14 protein-coding genes are annotated in these 12,489 nt (G+C 39.7%); 1 reads left to right on the forward strand and 13 read right to left on the reverse strand.

Annotated features, from left to right (window positions below):
* Positions 1-9: 9 nt before the first annotated feature.
* Both BOD01S_RS21480 and metG read right to left on the reverse strand, forming a co-directional pair.
* Entirely contained in the window at positions 10-786 is a 777-nt protein-coding gene (locus BOD01S_RS21480) for a TatD family hydrolase (protein WP_036150954.1), read from the reverse strand.
* A gap of 339 nt (positions 787-1,125) precedes the next feature.
* Positions 1,126-3,105 (reverse strand): methionine--tRNA ligase, encoded by a 1,980-nt coding sequence (gene metG, locus BOD01S_RS21485; protein ID WP_174523115.1) that lies wholly within the window; start codon positions 3,103-3,105, stop codon positions 1,126-1,128.
* Positions 3,106-3,433: 328 nt separating this feature from the next.
* Here metG and BOD01S_RS21490 point away from each other — a divergent pair, with 328 nt between their 5' ends.
* Complete coding sequence (locus tag BOD01S_RS21490; RefSeq protein WP_036150958.1) at positions 3,434-3,712, forward strand: AbrB/MazE/SpoVT family DNA-binding domain-containing protein; 279 nt, start codon at positions 3,434-3,436, stop codon at positions 3,710-3,712.
* A 247-nt stretch (positions 3,713-3,959) separates the two neighbouring features.
* Here the strand turns inward: BOD01S_RS21490 and rsmI are convergent, their stop codons facing one another.
* From rsmI to BOD01S_RS21545, 11 genes are all read right to left on the reverse strand, one after another.
* Positions 3,960-4,835, reverse strand: a complete 876-nt coding sequence (rsmI, locus tag BOD01S_RS21495; protein ID WP_036150960.1) for a 16S rRNA (cytidine(1402)-2'-O)-methyltransferase — start codon at positions 4,833-4,835, stop codon at positions 3,960-3,962.
* Positions 4,807-5,088 (reverse strand): GIY-YIG nuclease family protein, encoded by a 282-nt coding sequence (locus BOD01S_RS21500; protein WP_036150963.1) that lies wholly within the window; start codon positions 5,086-5,088, stop codon positions 4,807-4,809. Before BOD01S_RS21500 ends, rsmI begins: the two co-directional genes overlap by 29 nt.
* Complete coding sequence (locus BOD01S_RS21505; protein WP_036150965.1) at positions 5,078-5,818, reverse strand: tRNA1(Val) (adenine(37)-N6)-methyltransferase; 741 nt, start codon at positions 5,816-5,818, stop codon at positions 5,078-5,080. Before BOD01S_RS21505 ends, BOD01S_RS21500 begins: the two co-directional genes overlap by 11 nt.
* A gap of 59 nt (positions 5,819-5,877) precedes the next feature.
* Entirely contained in the window at positions 5,878-6,231 is a 354-nt protein-coding gene (yabA, locus tag BOD01S_RS21510) for a DNA replication initiation control protein YabA (RefSeq protein WP_036150967.1), read from the reverse strand.
* Between the two features lie 25 nt (positions 6,232-6,256).
* Positions 6,257-7,072: a PSP1 domain-containing protein gene (locus BOD01S_RS21515; protein WP_036150969.1), complete on the reverse strand. Its 816-nt coding sequence runs from the start codon at positions 7,070-7,072 to the stop codon at positions 6,257-6,259.
* Positions 7,065-8,069, reverse strand: a complete 1,005-nt coding sequence (gene holB / locus BOD01S_RS21520) for a DNA polymerase III subunit delta' (protein ID WP_036150972.1) — start codon at positions 8,067-8,069, stop codon at positions 7,065-7,067. Before holB ends, BOD01S_RS21515 begins: the two co-directional genes overlap by 8 nt.
* A 110-nt stretch (positions 8,070-8,179) precedes the next feature.
* A complete protein-coding gene (locus BOD01S_RS21525; protein ID WP_036150975.1) occupies positions 8,180-8,617 on the reverse strand; it encodes a YaaR family protein in 438 nt (145 codons plus the stop codon).
* Positions 8,618-8,636: 19 nt separating this feature from the next.
* Positions 8,637-8,966: a cyclic-di-AMP receptor gene (locus BOD01S_RS21530; protein ID WP_036150977.1), complete on the reverse strand. Its 330-nt coding sequence runs from the start codon at positions 8,964-8,966 to the stop codon at positions 8,637-8,639.
* Between the two features lie 63 nt (positions 8,967-9,029).
* Complete coding sequence (tmk, locus tag BOD01S_RS21535; RefSeq protein ID WP_036150979.1) at positions 9,030-9,665, reverse strand: dTMP kinase; 636 nt, start codon at positions 9,663-9,665, stop codon at positions 9,030-9,032.
* Between the two features lie 20 nt (positions 9,666-9,685).
* Positions 9,686-11,107 carry an aminotransferase class I/II-fold pyridoxal phosphate-dependent enzyme gene (locus BOD01S_RS21540; RefSeq protein ID WP_036150981.1) on the reverse strand — a complete coding sequence of 474 codons (1,422 nt, stop codon included), beginning with the start codon at positions 11,105-11,107 and terminating at the stop codon, positions 9,686-9,688.
* A 304-nt stretch (positions 11,108-11,411) separates the two neighbouring features.
* A complete protein-coding gene (locus BOD01S_RS21545) occupies positions 11,412-12,008 on the reverse strand; it encodes a histidine phosphatase family protein (RefSeq protein WP_036150984.1) in 597 nt (198 codons plus the stop codon).
* Between the last annotated feature and the right edge of the window lie 481 nt (positions 12,009-12,489).

Genomic DNA, 12,489 nt, shown 5'->3' on the forward strand with positions numbered 1-12,489 from the left:
GTTCACAATTTAGTCACTAATTTTGAAAAAACGTTTTGCATTTTTTGTTGTCATTGTTGCTACTTCTTCTACAGATATCTCTTTTAAGCGTGCAATTTCCTCGGCAACAAGAGGCACTAATGAGGGCTCATTTCGCTTGCCCCGATGTGGATGAGGTGCTAGATAGGGTGCATCCGTCTCAATTAAAAGATACTCGAGTGGAATTTCCTTCGCCACCTCTTTAGGCTGTCTTGCATTTTTAAACGTAACCGGTCCTCCGAGACTAATCATAAAGTTCATTCCGATACATTCACGGGCAGTTTCTACGCTTCCGCCATAACAATGCATAATACCGCCGACAGATGCTGCATTTTCTTCTCGTAAAATACGCACTACATCGCCTGTTGCATCACGGTTATGGATAATGATCGGTAAATTAACTTTCTGTGCAAGCTGTATTTGCTTGCGGAACCAATATTGCTGTATATCCTTTGGTGATTTATCCCAGTAATAGTCAAGTCCTGTCTCCCCTATACCTACTACTTTAGGGTGTGCTGCCAATTTTTCAATCCATTCAAGTTCTTCATCCGTACAATCAATTGCATCTACCGGATGCCATCCAATGACAGCATAGAGAAAATCATACTCTTCAATCAGCTTCATTGCCCGTTCAATGGTCTTACGATCAAAGCCGACTACTACCATTTTCTCTACTTTCGCTTCAAGTGCACGATTAATAACTTCTTTTAGATCTTCATCATATTGGTCTGCGTTTAAATGTACATGTGTATCGATATATGATGCCATATTATCTTCTCCTACTTCCGTATTGTAATGGATTAAATTATTTCTTATTTTTCATCTATATTTCATTTATATTACTTCTATAGCTATTTTGTAACAAACTCTCTATATGTCTCTATTTGACGAAGGATGTATGTACCCCCTTTTATTCAATTTAATGGTATTTTTCTTTATTCCAAAATAATATTTTGCTATACAGTCAAATGAAAGGAAGCCTGCTGAATCTTCCATGTTCAACAGGCTTCTTATAAATGCTCCAGCTATTGGCCTCTTTCCACTATTTGAAAGAGGGGAATGTCTTAACAACTCTAAATTTAGAAAGAGGCTCGCTGCTAATTACGTTTATTTTACTTTTGCCCCATTTTCAAGTTTCGGATCAACGGTAGCTAATGTTAACACACCATCTTGAGAGCCCGCTAAAATCATACCTTGCGATAACTCCCCGCGAAGCTTGACCGGCTTTAGATTTGCTACCACAATTACTTTCTTTCCTACGAGCTCTTCAGGCTTATAGTATTCCGCAATCCCAGAGACGACTTGACGCTGCTCAAACCCAAGGTCGACTTGAAGCTTTAGTAATTTATTTGCCTTTGGTACCGGTTCACAGGCAGTGACCGTAGCTACTCGCAAATCAATCTTCATAAAATCATCAATTGTTATTTCCGGCATTTCGGGTGTTTCTATAACTTCCTTTTTCGGCTCTTCCTGCGGTGTTTTTACACTTGCCTGCATCTGCTCTCTAATGTAGGTAATTTCCTCCTCTGCATCCAAACGCGGGAAAATAGGTATCCCTTTTTCTACCACTTTTGTGTTTGCTGGAATAACATTTCCGAACGTGGCAATGGAATCCCACTTTAGCAGATTTTCTTGTAGTCCAAGCTGCTCAGCAATTTGTTTTGGCGCAGAAGTCATAAACGGCTGTAACATTACTGCAATATGACGTAAACTTTCTGCCAAATTAGCCATTACTGACGCTAATTTTGGACGATCTTCCTCATTTTTCGCCAATACCCATGGTGAAGTTTCATCAATGTATTTATTTGTACGGGAAACAAGTGTCCATAATTCTGCTAACACTACACTAAATTGCATTTTTTCCATACTTTCTTCATATTTAATACGCACATTTTCTGCAAATGCTTTTAATGTGGCATCAAATTCTGTCTGCTCCAGATTTTCTGACGGAATGACCCCATCAAAGTATTTGTTCATCATAGAAACAGTACGGTTCAATAAGTTCCCTAAATCATTTGCTAAATCGAAATTCGTCCGCTCTACAAATGATTCAGGTGAAAATACACCATCCGAACCGAACGGAAGCTCACGTAGCAGGAAGTAACGGGTTGCATCCAAACCGTAGCGCTCTACTAACATTTCCGGATATACAACATTTCCTTTTGATTTTGACATCTTTCCATCTTTCATCATTATGAAGCCATGGGCGAATACTTTTTTCGGTAATGGTAAATCTAAGGCCATAAGGAAAATCGGCCAGTAAATTGTATGGAACCGCACAATATCCTTTCCGACAACATGAACATCGGCCGGCCAGTATTTATTAAATAGTTCTTCATTGTCAGAGCCGTAGCCCAGTGACGTAATATAGTTGGATAGAGCATCTACCCACACGTAAATAACATGCTTCGGATCACCAGGGACTTTAATTCCCCAATCGAAGGAAGTTCGAGAAACAGATAAGTCTTCAAGACCTGGTTTAATGAAGTTATTGATCATTTCATTTTTACGAGACTCCGGCTCAATAAATTCAATATTCTCTTCATAATATTGAAGTAATTTATCCGCATATTTTTTCATATTAAAGAAGTAAGATTCTTCTTTAACGGTTTGTACATCACGGCCACAATCAGGACATTTACCGTCAACTAATTGTGTTTCGGTATAGTAGGACTCACATGGCACACAATAAAGTCCTTCATATTCACCTTTATAAATGTCACCATTTTCTAGAAAATGTGTGAAAATTTGTTCAACACTCTTGATATGGCGCTCTTCTGTGGTTTGAATAAAGTCATCATAGGATATATCCATAAGAGACCAAAGTTTTTTAGCAGCATCTGCAATCTCATTTACGTATTCTTGAGGATGCTTTCCTGCCTCTTGGGCTTTCTCCTGGATTTTCTGACCATGTTCATCCATCCCTGTCAAAAAGCGCACATCATAACCGCGCATACGCTTATATCGTGCCATTGTATCAGATGCGACCGTCGTATAGGCTGTACCGATATGGAACTTGCCACTCGGGTAGTAAATAGGTGTTGTTATATAGAATGTTTTTTGTTCGCTCACTAGAACTGCCTCCATTTGTTTCACAGTATAGTTTCTATTCTAACGAAGTCGTAAATTCGTTTCAATGAAAGATTATTGAGATTGTATTTTGTCGAAAAATAACCACAACATAAGTTTAGCCTTTATTTGAATATTTAGTCTAAAAAAGGTTAATGATAGTAAAAATCTTTACTTTTGTTGTTTTAATTGCAGATTTTGATTAAAAATTTCACATTAATATCCTAATTTCAGTACTAATTTATTGACGTTTATGGTATTACTTGGTATGATTTATCATAGACAAGGAATTGATGTCGAATTTTGACGAATTATCATAACACCAAACTAGGAGGAAAATATTATCATGAAATCTACAGGTATTGTTCGTAAAGTCGATGAGTTAGGTCGTGTAGTTATCCCGATCGAGCTTCGTCGTACATTAGGGATTGCTGAAAAAGATGCGTTAGAAATTTATGTTGATGATGATAAAATCATCCTAAAAAAATACATGCCTAACATGACTTGCGCTGTAACAGGTGAGGTATCAGATGACAATTTCCGCCTTGTAGGGGGCAAATTAATTTTAAGCCCTGAAGGCGCAGAAATGTTAATGAAAGAAATCCAAAATAACTTAAAAAAATAATTTAAGTATTTGAAAAGGAGGTGTCCAAGAAGTTTTTCTAGGACGCCTCCTTTTTGATGAGGATAGTGTTATATGAATATGACCATCTCAGAAGCAGTATTCTATAGCTGTTATTTATTATGAAAAGAGGCTCTATTAAAGGTATTACCGCTTCTAATATAGCCTCCTCTTGCAGATAAAATAATTTGGTCTATTTTGTTTAGGAATTTATTTGGAATGTATTATACATTATATGAAGGGCACTTTCCTATTCTTTATGATGATAGGCATTATATATATCTCTTTTAGGCACTCCCCGTAATTTAGCAACTTCTTTAATTGCTTCCTTAGAATTGACCTGAGTTTCTTCTATTATATAGTCCACATGTTCAATAATTGTCATTGAGGCCCATAGCTGCTCTTCTTCCTCTAATTCACCTGAAGTATTTCCCTCAACAACTATTACAAACTCTCCTCTGATTTCATTTCCTTCCGACCATATAATGGCTTCTTCTATCGTGCCTCGCAGGAACTCTTCAAACTTCTTCGTTAATTCACGTGCCAAGACGATACGGCGGTTTCCAAGCACTAGCTGCATGTCTTTTAATGTATCCTTCAAACGGTGTGGTGCTTCATAAAAAAGCTGTGTCTCTTCCCGCTTCGCCAAACTTTCCAACTGAAGACGGCGCTCCTTTTTATTGCGGTTTAAAAAACCGAAAAAGTAAAACGGCTGTGGATTTAACCCTGAAGCAATGAGGGCTGTCAAGGCTGCATTGGCGCCCGGTACCGGCACAACAGCAAACCCTTCAGCAAGCGCCTTTTCAACAATATCTGTCCCCGGATCTGAAATACAAGGCAGTCCGGCATCACTTACTAGTGCTACCGATTTTCCATCCCGTAAAAGGGAAAGCAGCTTTTCCCCGCCGATTTCCTGATTATGATCATGATAGCTAGTCAGTGGGGTAGTAATATCAAAATAATTGCAAAGTTTACGTGTATTACGTGTATCCTCGGCTGCAATCATATCGACTTCTTTTAGAATACGCAATGCACGGACTGTCATATCTTCAAGATTGCCGATCGGTGTTGCGACAAGATATAAACAACTGCCTGTTTCATATTGGCTGCTTTTCTGTGATTTCATGTGCTTTGCTCCTTATATACTCCAATTTTCGCTTGCGTCCTAATTGTTTAAACGCATACTCCTTTTGCATTGCTTCTTGTTTCGTTTCAAATATTTCATAATGCACACATGTTACCGGAGTACGGGCCCTCGTATATTTTGCCCCTTTTCCTGCATTGTGCACGGCTATGCGCTTTTCAAGATTATTTGTATAACCAGCATACAATGTATTGTCCCGGCATTTTACTACATAAAAATAATGCCTATTCTCCATACAGAATCGCTCGTATCTCTTCTGTATATTCATTATTGTCCTCATACACATAAAGTGGAGGTAAAATTTTTAAATCCGGTTTACCATCCTTGATGCCTTCAATCAGCAGTGTATTGGCCTCTTTTCCACGCTTTGGATAAATAAGCTGCATCCTTTTGGGCTCTAATCGGTTTGCACGCATAGCTGTCACAATGTCCAATAGCCTGCTGGGTCTATGAACAAATGCTGCCTTGCCCCCTTGTTTCAATAAACGGCCGGCAGAATGTACGGCCTCTTCCAATGTTAGATGAAGCTCGTGTCTTGCAATCGCATGGTACTCACTTATATTTTTATCGCTCAATTCATGCGCAAGAAAATAAGGAGGGTTGCATGTTACAGCATCATATTTTTCTACCCCAAGAGTATTCGGTACTTCTTTTACATCGCCAAGCACCATGTTAATTTGATGTTCCAGCTGGTTATAGCCTATGCTTCTGCATGCCATATCATATAAACGTGGCTGCAGCTCCACCCCAATAATCTCTGCTTTCGTACGGGCACTCAAAAACAGCGGAATTGCCCCATTGCCTGAACACAGGTCTACTACTGCTCCACGTTTTGGTACGCTAACAAAACGGGATAATAAGACTGCATCCAATGAAAATGAAAAAACAGATGGGCTTTGAATAATCCGTAAATCTTCAGCTAATAAATAATCCAGGCGCTCATCTTCCTTTAACCATTCATTCATTCATCATCATTCCTCCAAAAGAAAAGACTGACCTCCCCTTTAAGGAAGCAGCCTCTTCATCAACTATTTTCTTTATTTAAAAATGATAAACAGAACAAGCAATCCTCACCCTTACGTGAGCTTCCAAAATGAACATGACAAACATGGAACCCTTCATGATAAAGGCGGGCCAAGTTATCGTATCCTTCCCCAATATCTAAAGAATTGCCCTTCTTCTTTTGCTTAACAGTGGGCTGCTCCTTAGATAAAAGCTCTTCTAGACGCTTTCTTAGATGAAGGTTTTCCGTTTGAAGTGTCTGATGTTCCTCCATCATATGCGCAACAAACCGCTTCAGGTCAACAAACTGTTGCTGCATTGATTCGAGCTGCTGTTCGAACTCCATAACAGTATCTAAAAAATTACGGTCCTTCACTCAAGCCACCTCATTAAGTTTCTATCTATATAAGATTTTTTTCATATTTCAATAATTCTTCGAGAGAATATTCGGCAGTACGCTCCTGCTCCTGCAAGTAAACCTGAATTAAACGTTCGAGAATGTTAAGGCCAATTACTTTTCCCTGACCATCCGGTGTCATTGTTATGTCACCAATGTCGGGCATGCCTTCTTTAGCAAGCTCGTAATCATCATTCTCATATTTCAAGCAGCACATTAAACGGCCGCAAAGGCCTGAAATTTTGGTTGGGTTAAGCGATAGATTTTGATCCTTCGCCATTTTGATCGATACTGGATCAAAATCCCCCAAAAATGTGGAACAACAAAGCATACGACCGCATGGACCAATCCCGCCTAAAAGTTTTGCTTCATCTCGTACACCGATTTGCCGTAATTCGATACGGGTACGGAAAATAGAGGCTAAATCTTTTACAAGCTCCCGGAAATCAACACGGCCTTCTGCTGTAAAATAAAAAATAATTTTGTTACGGTCAAACGTATACTCTACATCGACAAGCTTCATTTCTAAAGTATGTTCAATAATTTTTGTACTCGCTAATTCAAACGCGCGTTTGGATTCCGCCAAGTTTTCTTCTACCTGAATTCGGTCTCTTTCATCGGCTGGCCGTACTACCTGTTTAAGCGGCAGCACTACATCATTTTCATCCACTTGACGGATGGGAACGACAACTTTCCCGTATTCTATACCACGCGCCGTTTCGACGATTACATACTCCCCAACTTCCAGTATGTAAGCAGCCGGATCAAAATAATATATTTTACCCGCTTTTTTAAAGCGGACTCCTACTACATTATACAAATGTATACCCCTCCTGCAAATTTAGCATTAGCTGCTCCATTAATAGCGTTCGGTTCATATTGCGCTGCAGGTTCGCTCGTGCTTGTAAAACTGCTTGCATTTGACTCGATAATCGCTCGTACGTTGTATGCAGGGCCATTTCCTTAAAGACATGCAGCATATCTGGATATGTGCAGGCAGCATCAGGGTTGGCCTTGATTGCCACGATATCACGGTAAGCAAACAGTAGTAAGTCTAATGCTTGTTCTATCTCCGCTTTTTCTTTAAATGAAGGAAGCCATTCTTCATGTACTAAAAGCAAAGCTTCATGCACATTACTTTTGACTATCTCCACTAATTTTAACACTGTTTTTCTCGCATGTGCAAATTGCTCTTCGTTTGTGAGGGCCAGGGCAGTTTCAAATTCATTTGTCACCATACTTACCGTGGAAGCCATCGAATGGGTGACTCCCTGCTCCATAAGGCGTTCCATTAAAATTTGTCGAGGTACCTTAGAAAATTTTATATGCTGACATCTGGAGCGGATCGTCGGTAAAATACTTTGGATTTGCTCCGTTAATAGAATAGCGGTCACTTCCCCGTCAGGCTCCTCTAAAAATTTTAACAGCATATTTGCTGAAGCAGTATTTAATTTATCAGCATGATGCAGAATGTAAATTTTACGTCCACTCTCCACACCTGTCATCATCATTTCTGCAATTAAATCACGAATTTGGTCAATTTTAATAAACTGTCCCTCAGGCTCTACCTGCTTTACATTGGGGTGATTTCCAGAATCAACCCGTATACAGTGACGGCATGTTTCACATGGAACGTTACCTGCCGGATGCTCGCATAGGAGAAGCTTCACGAAAAAAGTCATGACATCGCGCTTTCCTGTCCCTTTTTCGCCGTCAAATATATAGGCATGTGCCATTCTGTTCTTTTCATAAATTGTCTGAAGCTGCTTCATTACAATCGGCTGAACCAATTGTAACTCATCCACTTTTCGTACCATTTCAACTCACCTTTTCGCCTCAATAGAAGAGCTCTTTCTTGCTTCATGCAATACAAGCACTATTCCTTTAGAAAAAATCCCGTGTCTACATACACGACAAAGACACGGGGTTACATGTATAGGTTAATTAATAAGCCTTTAATTTCACCTATTTTATCTAATAAATCAATCGTTTCTTTTTCTTCATCTAAAATATCGCTGGCAAGTTCTACAAGACGCTCATCCACTGTCTCCACAATTTTTAAGCGGCGTCCCTCGCCAAAACGATTCCAGGTATGGGATTGCTTCATTTCCAAGCCGTGGTTTACCGCTTCCTGCAGAAAGCGTTTTACCAGCATCTTAAAACGTGTCAATTCGCGCAGGTTCCGCGAACGGGCCACCCTTTCCCCAGCGGCGGAAATATCACCTAGAAGACGTGTCAGCTGCTCTGTTTCCATTTTCGAACCTTGTTTTATGACCATATCACCAAAACGGCTGCCGTTCTGGTTTGTTTGTCTCACCTCATTTTGGTTCTGGAAACCGACACGCATATCACGATTAATCTTCACTTAAAAATCCACCTCCATCTTAGAACTGGTGGAACTGTTCAATTGGCAATACGAACACAGTCGCTCCCCCAACTTCCACTTCAACCGGATAAGGAATGTACGAATCTGCACTTCCTCCCAATGGAGATACCGGCGCTACCATCTGCTCACGCGAACGGCAATTGTCTCGAATTACATCAAGTAGTTGCGGAATACGTTCATCATCAACACCAACTAAAAAAGTTGTATTTCCCGAACGTAAAAATCCACCTGTACTCGCTAATTTTGTTGCACGAAAATTATATTTCGTTAAAGCATTTGATAAACGATTACTATCCTGATCTTGAATAACTGCTACGACTAATTTCATTCGCCCTCATCCTTTCAGTTGAATGGTGTTACCATTATATCATATTACTCTTACTTACTTCATTTACTTTTCCTCTATCAAACTTTTTACTATCAACCAAACCTCTTCTACTACTTCATCTAAGGGGCGGTTTGCATCAATAAGAATGATACGTTCCGGCTCTTCCTTTGCCAGCTGTAAATAGCCAGCTCGCACCTTCTCATGGAATGCAAGGCTTTCTACATCCAACCGGTTCATCTCATTTTTCCGGTTCGCCTCAATGCGTGCTAAACCAATAGAAGGCTCTAAATCAAAAAGAATTGTTTTATCGGGCATCCTTCTTCCTATTGCGAATTCATTAATGGCCCTTACTTTTTCTACCCCTAAGCCACGTCCTATTCCCTGATAAACAAGCGAAGAGTCAATAAATCGGTCACAGAGTACCACTCTTCCGGCCTGCAATGCCGGCTCTACTTTCTCATGTAAATGCTGGCTACGTGCTGCAGCATATAATAAAGCCTCTGTATGAGCGTCCATTTCCGTATTTGCTGGATTCAAAATGATTTCTCTAATTTCTTCTGCAATCCTAATTCCACCCGGTTCACGTGTCGCTAAAAATTCCATATGTGCATTCTCCAGCCGCTTGGTAACTTCTTTTAAAACAGAAGTTTTTCCTGCTCCCTCTGGGCCTTCAAATGTAATAAATATATTTCTTACCATTTTCTATATTCCTCCAACAACTACTTTAGTACTTGAATTAAACGCTCTTCCAAACGATGCTCTCCCTGAAAAGCAGCACCGATAGCTAATAGCTCTTCAAGCTGGCTCAATTTCGAAACAGTAATCTTTTCTCCGGGGACAAATAAAGGAATGCCTGGAGGATAAGGAATGAGCATACCACCTGCTATCCGGCCCATAGACCGCATATAGGGAATCCATTCTTTTTCCTTCGCTTCTATCTCCGCGAATGTGGCATTAGGGGTAATAATAGAAGCCATTTTATATTGTTTACCCATTTGTGGCTGTCCACTACCCTTTTTCATTTTCAATTGGGTTACCACTTGTTTCATCCTTATTCTTATCTCTGCATAAGGATACAAATCTCCGTGCTTCAGCAAGGGCAGCACTAGCAATACCTGGTCTATATCTGCCAGCTCAGGATATATTAAATTTTCCTCCATCGCTTCTTTTAGCTCTATCCCTGTATAGCCTGTCATCCGAATGCATACCTTTAATGGATCATCAGCTTCAATAAGTTCCAATTCGGGGATTGATTCCAGTGCTTCTATCCATTGCTTTCGCCTTTCTAAACAGTATACTGCATCACTTTCCTTATACTTACTAATATAATGCCTTGCATCATCTAGGGAAGCAAGAAGTAGATAGGAAGGGCTGCTTGATTGCAGCATGCGTAGATAATGGTTGACCTTCTGATCGGAGACAAACTTGGATTTAATATGCATAAAGGAAGCCATTGTCATGGCCGGAAGCGTCTTATGAGCAGAATGCACCACTATATCTGCGCCCAACTCAAGAGCTGATATAGGAAATTCTTTGCTTGCGGTAAAATGTGCACCATGGGCCTCGTCTACTAACACAGGGATTTGCTGTGCATGACAAAGTTCAATCTGTTCCCGCAAATCCTTTGCAACTACCCCGTAATAGGTTGGATAGGTAAGAAAGAGAGCCTTCGCTTCGGGATACTCTCTTAATGCTTCTTTTATCGTTTCAAGTGGAACTACACCAGCCGATCTCGTATGGTCGTCCCACTCAGGTGCTAGATAGACTGGTTTGGCACCAACTAATTCTATTGCATGGAAGACTGATTTATGCGCATTTCGCTGTACTAAAATTGTATCTCCCTGTTGGCATACAGCATAGACCATAGCTAAATTCCCCACTGTAGACCCATTTACAAGAAAAAAGCTGCGATCAGCTCCATATGTTTCCGCCAGAAGTTTTTGCGCTGTATCAATTGCTTCTTCTGGATGATGAAAATCATCAAGTCCAGATAACTCTGTCACATCATAAATTAATGCCTTTTTTATTTCTTTCGGCAACGTTGAAAGACGCCCATTTTTATGTCCGGGAACATGTAGAGAATACGGTTCTTTTTCTACAAACTTTTGTAGGGCCTCTACAAGTGGTCTTTCACTTTTCATTTCATTTCACTCCGTTCCTTGTTCTTTCTTTATTATAGAATTTACAAGGGGGAAAACCAACTGTTGAGAATATCCGTAATCTAAAAAGAAACTTTTTGTAAAGTTTGTTATTAACATAGTTAAGATGAGCTATATGTGGCAGTAAAAATGAAGACGGCTGAAATGCTTGGAGCCTATCTTAAAATCTTGCAGAAACATAAGAATGAAGAAACTTCAAGGCGTATCTTTAGAACTTGTAGTACAGTATCATTTTTCCGAATAATTGTGTAGAAGCAATAAAAGGTAACTCAATACATTTAGAAAACTATAAATGCCTCTGATTATTTAATAACCGGACAATAATTTTTTCATGATTATAATCAATTTCATGATATCCTGTATCTCCAGTAGTAAAAATGAATGGTGATGTTATATCATTTCTCAGTAAAATATTTAACAAATGATTGATTGTCCCTCCATGGGCAACAATGGCAATGCATGCCGCTTCTTTATATGTATCCATTATTTCATGGTAAGCAAATTCTACACGCTGGCGGAATTCGAGCGCAGATTCGCCATGCATAATTGCTTTTGTTAGAGGACGTCCGCCCCGTGGAAGAGGATATATTTCGTTTGCCTGCTCTCTATCCATTCCGGCCAATATTCCATTATTAAATTCCATTAGCTTCTCTTTAAATATAACGCCACAGTTATATACTGAGTTTATAATTTCCGATGTTTGGGCGGCGCGCTTTAATGGACTCGCAATGATTTGTTCTACATCATAACGGGTGATAAGGAATTGAGCTAGCTTTGTTGCCTGTTCTCTTCCTAATCTGCTTAATGAAAAATCTGCTCTTCCTTCATAGACATTTAACAAATCTGCCTCTGATTGGCCATGACGTATAAGTAATAGCTTCATGACTTCCCCCTTTTTATATTTGTTTTCACTATTATATAAATATCTTTCTATAGTTTCTATTATTTAATTATACGGTTACTATGATATTCCTTTTTATAATTGCTATATAGTAAATTATACTTTTTTACAAGTAGTCGAAGGGTTATAGGCTATTTTTACAAAAAAATCAATCTTAATAGACTGAATTCTACTAGCGAAGCGATATCCTACTCTCACAGGGGCACCTCCAACTACCATCGCAGGTCCTCCCAATGCTCGGGGAATTCATATCGTATCCTTTGATTTCCTTAGTTAAAATGAATCCTTTGGTTTACGCGCCGGGCTCACCTTCGGTGTTTGGTTGTTGGGAGCTTTTTTGTAAACAAAAAACCCAATCCGTTAAGATTGGGCTCTGATTGCGAAGCGATGTCCTACTCTCACAGGGGGCGCCCCTAACTACCATCGGTGCTCTTTCGCAGCACGATGACCGGCGAATGACCGT

Source organism: Lysinibacillus odysseyi 34hs-1 = NBRC 100172 (assembly GCF_001591965.1).
GTDB lineage: Bacteria > Bacillota > Bacilli > Bacillales_A > Planococcaceae > Lysinibacillus_B > Lysinibacillus_B odysseyi.

Coding starts and splice junctions, on each gene's coding strand:
- metG (WP_174523115.1), bottom strand. CDS start 3,105: ATGGAGGCAGTTCTAGTGAGCGAACAAAAAACATTCTATATAACAACA.
- BOD01S_RS21480 (WP_036150954.1), bottom strand. CDS start 786: ATGGCATCATATATCGATACACATGTACATTTAAACGCAGACCAATAT.
- BOD01S_RS21545 (WP_036150984.1), bottom strand. CDS start 12,008: ATGAAGCTATTACTTATACGTCATGGCCAATCAGAGGCAGATTTGTTA.
- BOD01S_RS21540 (WP_036150981.1), bottom strand. CDS start 11,107: ATGAAAAGTGAAAGACCACTTGTAGAGGCCCTACAAAAGTTTGTAGAA.
- BOD01S_RS21530 (WP_036150977.1), bottom strand. CDS start 8,966: ATGAAATTAGTCGTAGCAGTTATTCAAGATCAGGATAGTAATCGTTTA.
- BOD01S_RS21490 (WP_036150958.1), top strand. CDS start 3,434: ATGAAATCTACAGGTATTGTTCGTAAAGTCGATGAGTTAGGTCGTGTA.
- holB (WP_036150972.1), bottom strand. CDS start 8,069: ATGGTACGAAAAGTGGATGAGTTACAATTGGTTCAGCCGATTGTAATG.
- tmk (WP_036150979.1), bottom strand. CDS start 9,665: ATGGTAAGAAATATATTTATTACATTTGAAGGCCCAGAGGGAGCAGGA.
- BOD01S_RS21500 (WP_036150963.1), bottom strand. CDS start 5,088: ATGGAGAATAGGCATTATTTTTATGTAGTAAAATGCCGGGACAATACA.
- rsmI (WP_036150960.1), bottom strand. CDS start 4,835: ATGAAATCACAGAAAAGCAGCCAATATGAAACAGGCAGTTGTTTATAT.
- BOD01S_RS21505 (WP_036150965.1), bottom strand. CDS start 5,818: ATGAATGAATGGTTAAAGGAAGATGAGCGCCTGGATTATTTATTAGCT.